17 protein-coding genes and 1 pseudogene are annotated in these 15,558 nt (G+C 40.2%); 12 read left to right on the forward strand and 6 right to left on the reverse strand.

Translation table 11 applies throughout. The features are described from left to right. Nucleotides 1-23 precede the first annotated feature (23 nt). The 6 genes from L634_RS31010 to L634_RS0111090 all read left to right on the forward strand — a co-directional run bounded on the left by L634_RS31010 (nucleotide 24) and on the right by L634_RS0111090 (nucleotide 5,538). Nucleotides 24-755 carry a 2-phosphosulfolactate phosphatase gene (locus tag L634_RS31010; protein ID WP_034262521.1) on the forward strand — a complete coding sequence of 244 codons (732 nt, stop codon included), beginning with the start codon at nucleotides 24-26 and terminating at the stop codon, nucleotides 753-755. A gap of 128 nt (nucleotides 756-883) precedes the next feature. Further along, on the forward strand, nucleotides 884-1,747 hold the full coding sequence (locus tag L634_RS0111070) for a branched-chain amino acid ABC transporter permease (protein WP_026582509.1): 864 nt from the start codon (nucleotides 884-886) through the stop codon (nucleotides 1,745-1,747). Further along, nucleotides 1,747-2,784 (forward strand): branched-chain amino acid ABC transporter permease, encoded by a 1,038-nt coding sequence (locus tag L634_RS0111075; RefSeq protein ID WP_026582510.1) that lies wholly within the window; start codon nucleotides 1,747-1,749, stop codon nucleotides 2,782-2,784. The genes L634_RS0111070 and L634_RS0111075 overlap by 1 nt, the downstream gene beginning before the upstream one ends. A 2-nt stretch (nucleotides 2,785-2,786) precedes the next feature. After that, nucleotides 2,787-3,551: an ABC transporter ATP-binding protein gene (locus L634_RS0111080; protein WP_026582511.1), complete on the forward strand. Its 765-nt coding sequence runs from the start codon at nucleotides 2,787-2,789 to the stop codon at nucleotides 3,549-3,551. Continuing rightward, the gene (locus L634_RS0111085; RefSeq protein ID WP_026582512.1) at nucleotides 3,544-4,251 is read left to right on the forward strand and encodes an ABC transporter ATP-binding protein; all 708 of its coding nucleotides are present in this window, start codon (nucleotides 3,544-3,546) and stop codon (nucleotides 4,249-4,251) included. The genes L634_RS0111080 and L634_RS0111085 overlap by 8 nt, the downstream gene beginning before the upstream one ends. A 90-nt stretch (nucleotides 4,252-4,341) precedes the next feature. Next, nucleotides 4,342-5,538 (forward strand): ABC transporter substrate-binding protein, encoded by a 1,197-nt coding sequence (locus L634_RS0111090; protein ID WP_026582513.1) that lies wholly within the window; start codon nucleotides 4,342-4,344, stop codon nucleotides 5,536-5,538. 71 nt (nucleotides 5,539-5,609) lie between these two features. Here L634_RS0111090 and L634_RS0111095 read toward each other — a convergent pair whose 3' ends face one another. Beyond that, nucleotides 5,610-6,506 (reverse strand): LysR family transcriptional regulator, encoded by an 897-nt coding sequence (locus L634_RS0111095; protein WP_026582514.1) that lies wholly within the window; start codon nucleotides 6,504-6,506, stop codon nucleotides 5,610-5,612. Nucleotides 6,507-6,665: 159 nt separating this feature from the next. Here L634_RS0111095 and L634_RS31015 point away from each other — a divergent pair, with 159 nt between their 5' ends. The 4 genes from L634_RS31015 to opuFB all read left to right on the forward strand — a co-directional run bounded on the left by L634_RS31015 (nucleotide 6,666) and on the right by opuFB (nucleotide 11,264). After that, the gene (locus L634_RS31015; RefSeq protein WP_034262524.1) at nucleotides 6,666-7,862 is read left to right on the forward strand and encodes an NAD(P)-dependent malic enzyme; all 1,197 of its coding nucleotides are present in this window, start codon (nucleotides 6,666-6,668) and stop codon (nucleotides 7,860-7,862) included. Nucleotides 7,863-8,013: 151 nt separating this feature from the next. Beyond that, nucleotides 8,014-8,310, forward strand: coding sequence for a hypothetical protein (locus tag L634_RS0111105; protein WP_026582515.1), 297 nt, complete (start codon nucleotides 8,014-8,016; stop codon nucleotides 8,308-8,310). Nucleotides 8,311-8,795: 485 nt separating this feature from the next. Next, on the forward strand, nucleotides 8,796-9,746 hold the full coding sequence (locus tag L634_RS0111110; RefSeq protein ID WP_026582516.1) for an ABC transporter ATP-binding protein: 951 nt from the start codon (nucleotides 8,796-8,798) through the stop codon (nucleotides 9,744-9,746). After that, nucleotides 9,747-11,264 carry an osmoprotectant update ABC transporter permease/substrate-binding subunit OpuFB gene (gene opuFB, locus L634_RS0111115; RefSeq protein WP_026582517.1) on the forward strand — a complete coding sequence of 506 codons (1,518 nt, stop codon included), beginning with the start codon at nucleotides 9,747-9,749 and terminating at the stop codon, nucleotides 11,262-11,264. A gap of 155 nt (nucleotides 11,265-11,419) precedes the next feature. Here the strand turns inward: opuFB and L634_RS0111120 are convergent, their stop codons facing one another. From L634_RS0111120 to L634_RS34645, 4 genes are all read right to left on the reverse strand, one after another. Next, nucleotides 11,420-12,331, reverse strand: a complete 912-nt coding sequence (locus tag L634_RS0111120) for an amidohydrolase family protein (protein WP_157452388.1) — start codon at nucleotides 12,329-12,331, stop codon at nucleotides 11,420-11,422. Continuing rightward, a complete protein-coding gene (locus L634_RS0111125; protein WP_026582519.1) occupies nucleotides 12,300-12,644 on the reverse strand; it encodes an amidohydrolase family protein in 345 nt (114 codons plus the stop codon). Before L634_RS0111125 ends, L634_RS0111120 begins: the two co-directional genes overlap by 32 nt. Before the next feature lie 6 nt (nucleotides 12,645-12,650). Then, nucleotides 12,651-13,754, reverse strand: coding sequence for a hypothetical protein (locus L634_RS0111130; RefSeq protein ID WP_034262527.1), 1,104 nt, complete (start codon nucleotides 13,752-13,754; stop codon nucleotides 12,651-12,653). Nucleotides 13,755-14,124: 370 nt separating this feature from the next. After that, entirely contained in the window at nucleotides 14,125-14,250 is a 126-nt protein-coding gene (locus L634_RS34645) for a hypothetical protein (protein ID WP_269521543.1), read from the reverse strand. A 462-nt stretch (nucleotides 14,251-14,712) separates the two neighbouring features. On the opposite strand from L634_RS34645, the gene L634_RS0111140 reads away from it, so the two are divergent. Next, entirely contained in the window at nucleotides 14,713-15,087 is a 375-nt protein-coding gene (locus L634_RS0111140; RefSeq protein WP_026582521.1) for a hypothetical protein, read from the forward strand. 18 nt (nucleotides 15,088-15,105) lie between these two features. On the opposite strand, the gene L634_RS32640 is transcribed toward L634_RS0111140, so the two are convergent. Next, nucleotides 15,106-15,243, reverse strand: coding sequence for a LuxR C-terminal-related transcriptional regulator (locus tag L634_RS32640; RefSeq protein WP_442852697.1), 138 nt, complete (start codon nucleotides 15,241-15,243; stop codon nucleotides 15,106-15,108). 105 nt (nucleotides 15,244-15,348) lie between these two features. On the opposite strand from L634_RS32640, the pseudogene L634_RS34290 reads away from it, so the two are divergent. Continuing rightward, nucleotides 15,349-15,558, forward strand: a pseudogene (locus L634_RS34290) (IS21 family transposase); the annotation flags it as partial.

A 15,558-nucleotide genomic window follows, 5' to 3' on the forward strand; every position in this document is an offset into this window, starting at 1 on the left:
AAAACGGATTGGGGTGCTGAATAATGATTAAGATTCACCTCCTGTTAAAGAAGGAAGACATCGACAGGGAAAAAATGAGCGACAATAAAATTGCCGTTGTCTTTGATGTTTTGCTGGCAACCTCAACTATTGTCACTGCTCTAGAATTCGGTGCGAAAGAGGTCATCCCGGTTCTGGATAGAACTGCTGCAAAGGAAGAAGCCAAGGGGATGGAAGAGGGAAGTTTTGTTCTGGTTGGCGAATACCAAGGGAAAACAATTGATGGCTTCCTTTCCCCAAATCCTTTTGCATTAAAAGAAAAGATCGTAGGAAAAACAATCATTCTATCGACAACAAACGGTACAGTAGCCCTCAAGAATTCCTCCGAAGCGAGCAGTGTCTATGCTGCATCTCTGCTTAATTCCAGGGCTGTTGTAAATCATATTTTAAAAGAATACAAGGAAGGAACAATCATCTTGGTTTGCTCGGGCTCATCGAATGAATTTAATTTGGAAGACTTCTTTGGGGCTGGCTGTTTCATTAACTCCCTTTTGAAACAATATCATGGGGAAATCGATTTAACGGACTCTGCTCTAGCTGCCTGTAGGTTTTATCAATCAAACGAACGTATTGGTGCTGATCTGTTAAAAGCTTCCCGTGTTGGTCAAATGCTTTTGAGAAGTGGATTTGAAAGGGAAATAGAGTTCGTTTCTCAGGAAAGTGTATTCACAGTGATCCCAATGCTGAAAGGAAAAAAACGGATTATCTCAGTTTAAGTACTCATAATTGACAGCGTTTACATAAAAGGAGGCTGGATGATTAGGATTCTATGGCGGAAATTACAGGTAGAAGAATGGGAAAAAGCAGGTGAAGTAAATCTATTAAACGATAAAGGAGGAGAATGATGGAGATTTTGATTCAGCAGCTGTTCAATGGGCTTACAATCGGAAGTGTTTACTCGCTTGTTGCCTTAGGGCTGACACTAGTATATGGCATCCTTCATATTCCAAACTTTGCCCATGGCGCTTTGTATATGATGGGGGGCTATATTACTTTGACGATGATGGTGAATTACGGCCTTCATTATTGGCTGGCCATCCTTGTATCTGTTGTGCTAGTTGGTCTAATCGGTGTGCTCATGGAAAGGCTCGTTTTTCATCCGTTAAGAAATGCTCCGCCAATTCATGACAAAATTGCTGCCATAGGGATACTGCTATTTTTGGAAGCTTTAGCACAATATGTCTGGGGGGCTGATTATCACACGATGCCATCTCCATACGGTCAGGTCGTCCAGTTTTTCGGGCTGACATTTACAATGCAAAGGCTTTTAATTATTATCTCAGCTATTGTTGTCATGCTTCTTCTTTATTTGTTCCTGAAAAAAACCTTTACCGGAGCAACCATCATTGCGATGTCCCAGGATCGGGATGGAGCTAATCTGGTTGGAATTAATACGAGCCGTGTGGCCATCCTTACGTTCCTGATCTCAGGGGGACTGGCTGCCATCGCAAGCTCTCTGGCCGCACCAATAAATCTAGTCTTTCCAGGAATGGGCCAGCTGGTCATTCTGAAAGCTTTCGTCATCATTATTCTTGGCGGAATGGGAAGCATACCCGGAGCGATTGTAGGAGGGTATATTTTGGGATTTAGCGAAAGCCTCGGGGCAACCTATATTTCCAATGATTACAAAGATATCATAGCATTCATCCTCCTGGTCATTATCCTATCAATTAAGCCTACAGGCCTTTTTGCAAAGGGGGGACATTGATGATGAAAATATTAAAACGGCAATATATCATTTTGGCACTAATGTTACTTGCTATTGCCTTTCCTCTGCTCATTCAAAATGAATACCTGATTCATGTAATGACGCTTTCATTTATCTGGATGATTGGTGTGTATGGATTAAATTTATTGGCTGGCTATACGGGTTATCTATCATTGGCGCATGCAGGCTTTTTCGCGATTGGTGCATATTCGCTCGGTCTGCTGACTGTTAAAGCGCACCTGAACTTTTGGGCAGCCTTTATACTGGCACTTGTGATTACTAGTGTTATAGGATTTTTGGTTGGCCTTATTGCGTTAAGGACCAAGGAACATTTTTTTGCCATTTATACCTTGTGTGTCGGCTATATCATTTATTTGGTGATTGATAAATGGGACAGTTTAACCGAAGGGGTCCGGGGACTGATTGGGATACCTGCACCAGGAAACATCGGGCCTCTTTCATTTCAGACGCCCCTGTCGCAATATTACCTGGTCTTATCTATTTTGCTTTTGGCCGTACTGGTTATGTACCGGATCATCCATTCTCTGACCGGAAGAACGTATATAGCAATACGAAATAGTGAAGAGCTTGCCAGGACCATTGGAATCTCGACGATGAAAAATAAACTTGCTGCCTTTGTGATTTCAACTTTTTTTGCAGGGTTATCAGGTGCTCTTTATGCATCTTTCATCCGCTTTATTGGCCCTGATATTGGCCATATTGTTATTACTTTTGACTTGCTGACATATTTGCTGATTGGCGGGATTGGAACACTTTCAGGACCGATAGTCGGAACTGTTTTAGTGGTATGGGTTTCGCAGCAGCTGCAATTTTTGCAGGATTACAGAATGCTGATTTTTGGCCCGGTTCTTACCCTGCTCGTCATTTTTTATCCACGGGGAATCGTTGGAGCCATTACGAGCTGGAAACATAAGCGGTCAGAAAAAACGAAACAGCTTGCCCTTAAGGATACCAAGAAGGAAGACCGCTTTGCCAGGAGTGAAATAGCATCTGAAAATCAAGTAAAGGAGGGGTAAGGATGTTCCTGGAAACAATAAAATTAACAAAGAGATTTGGAGGCTTGACAGCTGTCAATCATGTTGATTTTTCAATTGAAAAAGGAAAGATTAATGCGATCATCGGACCCAATGGTGCTGGTAAATCTACCTTTTTTAATTTAATGAGCGGCTTTCATTCTCCAAGTTCAGGAAAAGTGTTTTTCAAAGGGCAGGATATTACTGCGCTGCCTTCTAATAAAATCGCTGAATTGGGCATTGCCAGAACCTTTCAGACTACCAATCTATTTGAACAATCAACTGTTCTTGATAATGTAATTGTCGGACACCGGCTAAGGACGAAATCAAATTTGTTCGATGCGATTTTCAGGACTCGAAGGCTGAAGCGCGAAGAAGACCAATGCCGTGAGAAAGCGTTCGAAGTGATCGAATTTACTGGATTGAAAAAAGTGGCAGATAAGCTTGTTGGCAGTTTGACACAGGAGGAGAAAAAGCGCACTGCGTTTGCACTTGCACTGGCAACAGATCCTGAAATTGTATTTCTTGATGAGCCTGCAGCTGGTGTAAACCCGGAAGAAACCGAAGGGTTGGCGGAATTGATGGGAAAAATGGTCCAAAACAGCATAACTGTTTGTCTTATTGAGCACAAAATGCAGATGATCATGAAACTGGCGGATAAAATCACGGTTTTAAACTATGGTGAAAAGATTGCGGAGGGAACTCCTGAGGAAATAAGGAATAATCCTACAGTCATAAAGGCATACCTGGGAGGGAGCGCAAGTGCTTGAACTAATAGATGTTTCAGTAAAATATGGCAGCTTCACGGCAGTCCAGAATGTGAACATTACTGTTTCAGATGGACAGATCGTGGTCATGCTAGGCGCAAACGGGGCTGGGAAAAGTACGACGTTCAGAACAATCAGCGGCCTTAACAAAGCTTCTTCAGGCAGTATTCTTTTCGAAGGAGACTCTATATCCAAAAGTTCTCCGGAAAGAAGAGTCCAATCAGGAATTGTCCAATGTCCCGAGGGAAGAAAGCTATTTCCTATGATGACTGTATTCGAAAACTTAAAAATGGGTGCATTTGTTCAAAGGAGTCACAGGAAAAAGATTAAAGATTCGATGGAGTATGTGTTTGAGTTATTTCCAATATTAAGAGAAAAGCAGGATGACATGGCAGGCTCTTTAAGCGGCGGACAGCAGCAAATGCTGGCAATTGGAAGGGCACTGATGGCAAAGCCAAAGCTGATGCTGCTGGATGAACCATCTATTGGGCTTGCTCCATTGATTGTTGAACAAATGTTTGAAGTAATTCAGAAAATTAACCGAGAGGGTACTACCATTCTCCTGGCAGAGCAAAATGCAAATGCTGCTTTGAAAATCGCAGATAAAGGTTATGTGTTTGAAAACGGTTCAGTCGTCCTTGAAGGCACTTCGAAAGAGTTATTGTCAAATGATGAAGTAAGAAAAGCCTATATTGGTGCGTAACCCAAAGGTGGTTAAGAGGTGGTGATAGATATGCTATAAAAAAAGTCGGAATATTCGAAAATAATTAAAATTAAGGGGGAAACGTTGAATATGAAAAAAAAATGGTTCTTTATAAGTGTGATATTTGCCTTAATCGTAATCCTTTCTGCCTGCAGTTCCTCTCAGCAGACAACAGAAGAAGGGGGGCAAGGAAACGCTGGTTCAGGCGATCAGGAAACAGTTAATATAGGATATACTGGCCCCTTAAGCGGCCCAGCAGCTTTTTATGGTGAGCGAACTCTTAATGGAGTAAAAATGGCAGCCGAAGAAATAAACAATACCGGCGGATTTCAAATTAATGGAAAGAAGTATAAAATCAATATTGTATCATTAGATGATAAATATTTACCAAACGAAGCTGGCGCCAATGCAAAGAGGCTGATGCAGGAAAATAAGACTCCAATAATTTTCACACCCCATAGCGGGGGGATTGCTGCTCTACAAGTATTTAACCAGCAGGACAATTTCATTATTGGCGCTTATTCCAGTGAACCGCAGATCACGGAAACTGGAAATAAACTAACAGTCCGAATCCCGCCTCGCTATGATGGTTATATTGAACCTTTCACGAAATATTCTATGGAAAAATTCGGAAAAAAGATTGCCTTTCTTCCAACTGCAACACAATACGGAAAAGACTGGACTGAAGAACTAAAACCATTTTGGGAGAAACAAGGCGGTAAAGTGGTCTACAATTCTTCGATAGATTTTTCAAAAGAAACGGATTTCTTCACAATAATCACAAATGCGCTAAAAGAAAAACCTGATGTTTTATTCATTGGCGGACCTTCCGAACCAACCGCAAAAGTAGCTAAACAGGCAAGAGAGCTGGGTTTCAAGGGCGGTTTCATTGTCATGGACCAGGCGAAGTTTGATGAGATGAAGAAAGTGACAGGCACATACGATGTCCTGAACGGCGCAATAGGGGTAATGCCATTAGTTAATTCGGATAGACCCGCAATTCCGGAGTTTGTGAAGAACTATAATGAGAAATATAATGAAGACCCTGGCTCCGAAGCTGGGTTGAACTATTTTGCCACTTATGCGTTTGTTGAAGCAATGAAAGCTGCAGGTTCAGTGGATGATCCTGAGAAAATCATGTCTCATATGCAGGACGGTTTGGATAACGTACCAGAAGACAAGAGGGTATATAACATCGAGACGATTGATGAGAGCGGCGGTTTCGATGGTGAATTAATTTTGGGAGCCATTGAGGATGGTAAAGTTGTGCCTATAAAGGCACAGTAATCCTATTATAAATATAGGTTAGTAAATGAATTAAAAGCTGGTATTTGGCCAGCTTTTTTTATTCGTTCAAACTACATACGTGCATCACCCAAATACTCCTCTGCTACCGAAATAAACTCCCTAACTGCAAAAGACAAATACTTATCCTTCTTCCAAATCATCCCGAGCTCCAAATTCACCTCAGATTCAGTGATAGGCAGAACCTTTAATGCTTCGTTATTAATATTTCTGCATATTTTGCTGGGCAATAATGCGACTCCTAGCTTTCCTTCAACCATTCCCAGCAGGAAATCCTTTTGGGAGCTTTCGCAAACGATGTTAGGCTGAAAACCATTTTTAGAGCATTCCTCAATAATAAGGTCATAGAGAGTAAAGTCTTTCCGATATAGAATAAAAGGCTCGTTCGCTAAATGCGAAAAGTGAACTTCTTTTTGTGAGGCCAGCGGATGTTCACGGTGGATTATAAGCAATAAAGGATCCTTTAATACATTGATGATTTCAAAGCTGGCCCCTTGAGCCGGCACAGTGCAAATTAAGCCAATATCTAATGATCCGTCTTCAACACCTTTCTTTATTTTTTTCGTGCCTACTTCTGTTAACGTAATCTTTACAAGCGGATATTTCTCTTTATACTGGCTGATAAGCTTTGAAAAAAAAGCAGCCCCCACTATCGGCGGTATCCCAATCCTGATCTCTCCGCTTTTTAACTCCATAATATCCGTTAATTCCCCTGTCAAATTCTTAAATGCTTCTAATACTTTTTTGGCGTTGATTAATACCGCTTTTCCTGCATCCGTTAATTCCAGCTGTTTTGAGGAACGGTAAAATAGAGGTACTCCCAGTTCGCCTTCAAGATTTTTAATAGCTTTGCTGATGGAAGGCTGCGTAACATGCAGGGTTTGCGATGCTTTTGTAAAACTTAAGTGCTGGGCCACTTCAGCAAAATACTCTAAATGACGAATGTCCAACTTGATTCAATCCCCCTTAAAAATTGTTTATAGCCAAAAGGAATAATGGTTATAGATTATATGTATTTCATTTATGGATAACTCTCATTATATAATAATCTACAACAAAACAATACTGAAAATTTTAAAAATTCAATTCGAAAAGGGGAGATGGTTAAGATGAATTTGCAAAAAGAGTCGTTATTGCTTCATGAGAAATATAAAGGAAAGTTATCAGTCGATGTGAAAATGCCGCTGAACAGCATGAAAGATTTAAGCTTAGCTTATTCCCCTGGTGTAGCAGAGCCTTGCCGGCATATTCATGAAAAGCCGGAAAAGGTCTATGATTATACGATAAAAGGCAATTTAATTGCGGTTGTCTCTGACGGCACTTCCGTCCTGGGTCTGGGGGATATTGGCCCGGAAGCCTCCATGCCTGTCATGGAAGGGAAGGCGGCCCTATTTAAAGCTTTCGCAGGCATAGATGCGGTTCCTATTTGCCTTGATACGAAGGACCCGGATGAAATTATTAAAACGGTTAAACTGCTGCAGCCCTCATTTGGAGGCATTAACTTAGAAGATATTGCAGCACCCAATTGCTTTTACATTGAGGAACGATTAAAGGAAGAGATAAATATCCCTGTTTTTCATGATGATCAGCACGGAACTGCCATAGTGACGGCTGCTGGGTTAATAAACGCGTTAAAGCTGGTAAATAAAAAAATCACTGAAATCAAAGTAGTGGTAAATGGAGCGGGTGCAGCTGGAATTGCGATTATAAAACTATTATTGAATATGGGCGTTAAGGATATCATCATGTGTGATACAAAGGGAGCGATTTACGAAGGCCGGCAGGAAAGAATGAATCCAGTCAAAGAGTCCGTAGCCAAAATTACAAATCAATTAAAGCGGCAAGGGCCTCTTGGAGAGGTCATTGCAGGTGCAGATGTATTTATTGGGGTTTCCTCTGCAGGAGCATTATCGAAGGAAATGGTCCAAGCGATGAATCGGGATTCGATCATCTTTGCCATGGCCAATCCGGTACCGGAGATTATGCCGGAGGAAGCAAAAGCGGCAGGCGCCAAAGTTGTTGGAACAGGCCGTTCTGATATGCCAAACCAGGTGAATAATGTACTGGCATTCCCTGGAATTTTCCGAGGTGCTTTGGATGTCAGGGCGACAGAAATTAATGAAGAAATGAAGATGGCAGCTGTTGAAGCCATTGCCTCTCTCATTGACAGTACCGACCTGTCCCCGGATTACGTCATCCCAGGTCCATTGGACAGCAGGGTGGTCCCTGCGGTAAGAGATGCCGTTGTTAAGGCTGCCCAGGAAACAGGAGCTGCCCGGATAAAAAGTCCTATATTAAGCCGATAGGCGGATTTTTTTCGATAAAGGCATGTTCAATATAAATAAATCATAGTATCCAAAATAAATAGCTTGTGCTGCTGATTTTGCCAAGGGGAATAAAGTTACTTGCTTTCTTCACTCTGAGTTTGGGTCATTTTAATAAAGGAGATTGATCTGGATGAAAGTATATGAAGTAGTTGAAACAATGGAAATGTTCCGTGGTGAAATCATTGAAGACTATTACATTATTTATGAGCAAACAGAAAACAAGATTTTTGCCAAAAAGAATAACCATTTATTTCAGCAGGAAAAAATGGTTGAGAAGTCGATTAAGATCTTTAAAGGCAATGCAAATTCTACCCTTCAAAAAATTAAAGCCTATCCTGTTCATCGGCTTGCCATAGGTGATATTCGTGAAACGATTTTAAAAGACTTCCCTGGGCTTTTTAAAAATTTAAATGGGTCTCTGACCTAAAAATGATGTATTTAAAGGCAGTCTCTACATGAAAGAGACTGTCTTTTTTCATGGAAGCTATTTATAATGCTGTTTTCGCAAACTATGCTGCTCTTTAACATGTAGTGAGGAAGGCTGATTTCCGCTCCGGATGCTCCCTTTCCGCGGGGCGGACGGTGAGCCTCCTCGGCGCGCAGCACCTGTGTGGTCTCACCTGTCCCACTCCTCCCGCAGGAGTCTCGCACCTTACGCTCCAATCAACAAACCTTATTTATCAACAGCTATTTATTCACCGGACCTATTAAAAAACAACAATTTTTTTAGAAAAGAGCCTTTATAAAAGATACAAAAAGCATATTGGTCAGCCTTAATTAGTGGAAAAACAACCTATCTCTTTGTATGATAGTTACACGTTTTACAGTAAAAAATAGTATCAAAGGGACATGTTTTTTCAGAAAAGCTTTTAGGGAATGAACTAGAAGTGATTATTATAGAGGGGTGGAGCAATGATTCAGTTTGCCAATGTGTCAAAACAGTATCCTGATGGGATTTATGCTGTTGATTCGATCAATTTACATATAGAGGAAGGGGAGTTTTTTGTTATTATCGGACCAAGCGGGTCTGGAAAAACTACTGTGCTAAAAATGATTAATAGACTGATTCCTCTGTCAGATGGAACGATCTCGATCAATGGCAAGAGGATTAGCGATTATGATATTCATGAATTACGCTGGGATATTGGCTATGTCCTGCAGCAGATTGCCCTGTTTCCGCATATGACAATTGCTGAAAATATTGCGATTGTTCCGGAACTGAAAAAATGGGAGCAGGATAAAATTCAGAAACGGATCGATGAGTTATTGGAAATGGTAGGGCTGGAACCGGAAATTTATCGAAACCGCAAGCCGCATGAACTCTCTGGAGGACAGCAGCAGAGGGTTGGCGTAACACGGGCACTGGCAGCCAATCCGCCAATCATTTTAATGGACGAGCCATTTAGTGCACTGGATCCTTTGAGCAAAGAAAAGCTGCAGGATGACCTTATAGATCTTCAGCAAAAAATCAAGAAAACAATTGTCTTTGTCACGCATGATATGAAGGAAGCTTTAAAGCTGGGGGACCGAATTTGCGTTATGAAGGATGGAGAAATCGTACAAATTGGCTCGCCAAATGAACTCCTGTTTAACCCAAAAAACGAATTCGTCCGGGAATTTGTAGGGGAAGGGCATAGACAAATAGGTGAAGGATTCACATTACATAATTTACTGTTGCCAATTTCACAAGGGGAAGATGCAGAGCAAATAATTTCTGCCTCAGCTTCCTTAGATGAGACGCTTAGCTTACTGTCACAATTTGATAAGCTTGCAGTTGAAGAGGATGGACAAATTATTGGAATGGTCAACAGACAGGCCATCATTCGCCGGCTCGCAGGCAATTTGCAGAAAGAGGTGAAGTAAATGAACACCTTTCATTCTGTTTTTAATGACAGGAAAACCCAGCTTTTAAGTGTACTCGCTGAGCATATCCAGATTTCAACCATCGCTTTATTCTTTGCGGTGCTGATTGCTATACCGCTTGGGATCTACCTGACAAAAAAAGAAAAAATCGCAGAAGGCATCATCGGGGTTACAGCCGTATTGCAGACCATACCTTCTTTAGCTTTGCTGGGTCTTTTGATTCCCTTATTTGGAATAGGCAAAGTGCCGGCCATTATTGCATTAGTTGTCTATGCACTTCTGCCTATATTGAGAAATACTTACACGGGCATAAAGGAGGTAGATGCTTCGATCATCGAGGCGGCAAGAGCGATGGGAATGAACAGGCGAAAGCGGCTTATGAAAGTGGAACTCCCTTTGGCCATGCCAATCATTATGGCAGGGATCCGAACGGCCATGGTATTGATTGTGGGGACAGCTACCCTCGCAGCCCTAATTGGGGCAGGCGGTTTAGGGGAGCTTATCCTCCTTGGGATCGACCGGAACAATACAGCCTTAATCATACTTGGAGCCATTCCTGCCGCGTTATTGGCCATTCTTTTTGATATGCTGCTTCGCCGTTTTGAGCATATGTCCTTTAAAAAGTCACTCACTGCCTTAGGTGTCTTCATCGCTGCAATGATGCTGGTGATGGCTATACCATTAATGGCAAATGAATCTAAAGAGGATATCGTCATAGGAGCAAAACTTGGATCGGAACCAGAAATCCTTATTAATATGTATAAACTGCTCATTGAAAATGAGACAGATCTAAATGTTGAGTTACAGCCGGGCCTAGGGAAGACTTCATTTGTTTTTAATGCTCTAAAGTCAGGAAGCATCGATATTTACCCTGAATTTACCGGTACAGCCATAGCAGAATTTTTAAAAGAAACGGCAGTGAGTACGGACCGTGGAGAGGTTTATGAGCAGGCACGAACAGGGATGAAGGAACAGTTTGGCATGGAGCTGCTGCAGCCAATGGCTTATAACAATACGTATGCTTTGGCAATTCCTGATCAACTGGCAAGTGAGTATGGGCTTCAAAGCATTTCAGATCTAAAAGCCGTTGAGCAAAATATGAAAGCAGGCTTTACCCTCGAATTTTCCGACCGGGAAGACGGATACAGAGGGATCCAAAAGCTTTATGGCCTTGATTTTCCTACGGTTTTAACAATGGAGCCCAAGCTCCGGTATGGTGCAATCGAAAAAGGCGAAATCAATCTGGTGGATGCGTACTCTACGGATAGTGAAATTGCCAGGTATAACCTCACAGTGTTGGAGGATGACAAAAATCTGTTTCCTCCATATCAAGGTGCACCCTTGTTAAGAGAAGAAACAGCTAAAAAACATCCGGAACTGGTGAAAGCCCTAAATAAGCTTGATGCAAAAATCAGCGATGATGAAATGCGCGAAATGAATTACAAAGTGAATGTTGAGGGCGCAAGTCCCGAAGAAACAGCAAGGGAGTATTTAGAAAAGGAAGGATTGCTGGATTAGGAATGGTGTAAGCCGCTTGGAGAGATTCCAGGCGGTTTTTTTATCTTTGTTGAGATATGGAACTCTTAATCTCATTTATCCGCTTATATCACAGGAAACTGAAAACAGGTGAGCCGAAAAATCAGCTGACCTGTTTTTTAATGGAACAAGTAATTTTAGGAGTACATCCGATTAATTACTTCTTTCCCCCGAAAATAAACCTTTTTAACGCTCTCTAGCCTAGTAATATCCAATCCAGGAATTCCTTCTGCTACTAGGAAATTAGCGTCATATCCTAATTCCAATTTCCCAAAATGATTTTCTCTTCCTAATAAACTAGCCGGATTTGCAGTTAAAAGTGCTAGTATTTCATTTTCTTCATATCCATTTTGCTGTAATAATTTCATACTTGGACGGGCAATTGCCATTAACGAATCAGGCCCTTTTAAAGTATGATCTTTAAATGGAAGCCAAGTGGCCTCCGGGTGAGGGGGGAGGTAAGCATCTGTTGATATGGAGACAGGAATATTATGCTGAACTAGTTTCAGTATTTCCTCAGGAAAATTGGGCAAAAGGTGAGTGCCTCCCATTGGAGTTGCAACGACGTGGACTTCCTGATTCGCTGCTTTTTCTATCTGTTTTTTTGTAATTCCATGTGCATGATGTAATACGTCTATTCCAGCATTAAGCGCCAGTTCAATGCCAGGTTCACCAGCAACATGGGCTCCAATTTTTTTTCCAAGATTGTGGTAGGTTTCTGCAATTTTCTCTAATTCGTCTTTTGTATATATTAATTCTCCAGCTCTAGGAACCTGCTTTTCTGTAAAATTTGCTGGTGTAGCATTAATGAAAATATTTTCTCCAGGATAATCACTTTTTTCTGCAAGTTTTTTAATGATTAAAGGATTGATTAGGTCTTGCTTATTTAAAGCTTGTGATTTAGTAATTGAAGTGAAATGCGCTAGGTTTTCAAATCCTATTGATATGCTAGTTGCTGCAAATGAGATATCCATAGGGAAATTTTTGATTGTGTTTCGATATTCCTCAATGGAAAAATCACATTGGGGATGTCCGCAAATTTTGTTCACCGAGTGCTGTTATCCCAGATGACAAAGCTTTAAATAGGATTGCCTTTGCAGCTATAAAATGAGTATTGGGGGAAACAGGATATAGTGATGTAGGAGCAAATTCTAATAAATGTGTATGGCAATCCACTAAGGATGGGGTAATAACATAACTTGAATAATCAAAAATTGGAAAATCGTAGGTGTACTGTTCCTTTAACTCCTGCCAAGAACTAATATTAATGATTTTCCCATTTTCAATTGCCATTGCACCATTTTCAATTGTTCCCAGTTTGCTTACAGTTACTAACTTTTTTCCTTTAACTATATATTTCATAATCTATCACACCAAAAGAGGAGTTAAGAAGTAACCCAAGAGACATGCAGTAAAGATACGAATAATCATTCCTATAATTGCAGCCCAAATTACTTCTTTTTCATTTAAATCAGTTGTATCAGCCCAAGTAACTGGTACCTGACCAAATATTACAGATAGTGGAAGACCGGAGTTAGCTAATATAAATGAACCGACTATTAAATGCGGGTCAATTGTGCTTCCCAATTCGGCAAGCTGTGCAACTGCCAGAGTAGGTGCAGCTAGTATCGAGACAATTCCTGTTCCCGGTTCAATACTAAAAAGAATTAAAACGGAAGCTAATCCAGATTCAATTAAGCCCCAAAGCCCAAAGAACTTTAATGCACCGATAAAGAAGAAAACTGCAGCCACTGCAGGAATAATGATCAAAAATAAAAGTTCCGTACCCTCCTTGGCAGAAGAAAATAAAGTCTGCAAAAATTTTGTATTAGGTGTGAAACGGGGCAAGTCCTTCAATTCAACTCTATTAGTATCCCGATAAATGGTTTTGCTTAATAGAAAAGGCACAAGAACGATTGGGAGAAAAATAGATATTAATACTATTGGGAAAGCGTTGATTCCAAAAGCGGATAGTGCAATCAAACCCAATACAAAGGTTGCAAAGGATTGTGGTGATTGAATCATTGTAGCAACTGCAATTTTTTGCTCGCTCTTGCTTGCTTTCGCATTAACTAGAATTGGACCAGCAATTCTCCCGGCAGCATTTATGTCCCCGAGAATGTTATATACGCTTGGGATGATAACAGATGGATTAATCTTGAACCATTTCATAACAGGTACAAAAATTCTAATTAAGCCGTCGGTAAATCCAAGCCGTTCCAAGATCCTTCCGACGATAACACTAACAATTATGGCGATGCCGACTTCACTTGTTAAAAAGATATCAACAACTATTGGTTTTACTTCATTTATCATTGTATCAAACAAGCCTGAGAGTGAATTGGGAGAAAATATTAAAAGTGCTAAGGACCCAGTGACTAATAATATACCAATCACTTCATAAAAGTGCCAATTCAATCTTGATGATGCTTTTTGCATACTAGGACTTAGTTCTTTTTCCTGTTCCACCATCAAAACCTCCTGCATTTTTATTTACATTATGTCCATGAGGCTAGATGTGTGTTTGTCTAAGTATATTATATGGCTGGTGTAAGGTGTAGTGATAGTTAATAATTTCAATTTCAAAATAATTCCCTTTGGGTAGGGAGCATTTATTTAGTGATTAAAAAAAGATCGAAGATATATTGGAGCGATTCCGCTCTATTGTGTATAGATAAAAGGTTTGAATGTATTGGAAGCTAAACCATTGTGTGATGAAGTTGGCTAAGGGTAGAGGTGATTACTCAAATAATCATTTTTGATTAATTGCTGGATTATAGATATTGATGTTAGAAATTAAAGGCAGGAATCTAGCTCCTGCCCTGGATCATTATTTGTGCGGTTACTTTCTTTTTTGACTCTTCATTTTGTTCATTTCAAGTTCCGCAGCATACTCTTCTTGTGATTTTCCTTGCTTTTGACTTTCAGACTGAATTTTTTTGAACTTATTATCATTTTGATTAGGCACGTAAACACCTCCTTTTGAACATAAGTATTTTGTACAAAGATATGTGTATTATTCGACCGTTTTCAATACTGGGAGTTATAGTGCATCTCCCGTCTGGGCTAATGCGATATTACTAATAAGACAGTCACCTTTTTTATGTTTTTTGTACCAAAATTGAATTGGAAAATAGCTGTTTGTGAAGCTTAATCGCGAAGAGAGACAGGTTGCTGAGAAGAAGGGGTATTATTAACGTTAAGAATATTATCAATTGGAGAAGACTTTCCGATATGGGGAAGTCCCTCCTCAAAGGGAGACCGCGGAAAAGCTGTAGTGCCTGCAGCCGGAAATCAACATTCAAATTTAACAGAGCCTTTCGATAAGAAATAAGGGGAAAAATCACAGGAGACTGACCTTCTCGGTGTTAAATCATCCTTTTAATACATACATTTTTCATATAAATGAATGTTTGGGGGGGATTTGGAAATGAATGCTGAAATGCAAAAAGCGATTTTGCTGGCTGAGAATATAAAAGATTTTATTTCATTTATCAATAAAAACCTCGATAACAATATCTTCTATATGGATAGGGATAAATTGAATCAAATTAAACTGATTGCCGAGGATTTTAAGTTTCATATACTGGCAGATGAGCTTAAAAGAATTAATCGTTTTGTATGGGACCCGAAGTACACGCATTATTTAGTTGATCGATTCCTGAAAGGGTTGAGGATTATTGATGAATTTACAGAACGGAACTATAATAGCTTGTTTATGGTTACCGGGAGATTATATACTTTAAAGAATCTAAGCACATCTTTCAGCGAAATGAATCATTACAAAAAGGCCGCTCCTTCCTAAAAAAGAGCGGCCTTATTATTAAGAAATCATTCCCCTCCGAAACAGCTCCGCAATGGCCTGAGTCCGGTTTTGAGCGCCCAGTTTCTTGATGGCTGTTTTAATATATTGGTTGATGGTGACCTCACTGATATACATGGAGTCAGCCATTTCTTTTATGCTTTCTCCCTATAAATGCTAACTTAAGGATGTACAGAAATGATCGTTTAACGATGTACAGCTTTGATGAGTTAATGCATAATATTTTTGAGGTGAAAGAATATTATGCATATTCAAATCAATGTTAATACAGATATTGAAATTAAGAGTTTAGCAGACTTACCTAAATTTAAAATATTAATGGAGAGTTTAAAGATGAAAATCAATAAGAGTAAATTGGCCCGGAATATGGGTGTGGATCGGAGGACAGTTGATAAATATCTACAGGGTTATATGCCGAAGAATACAAGGAATCGGTCATCTAAAATAGATGAA

This window comes from Bacillus sp. J33 (genome assembly GCF_000518885.1).
GTDB lineage: Bacteria > Bacillota > Bacilli > Bacillales > Cytobacillaceae > Cytobacillus.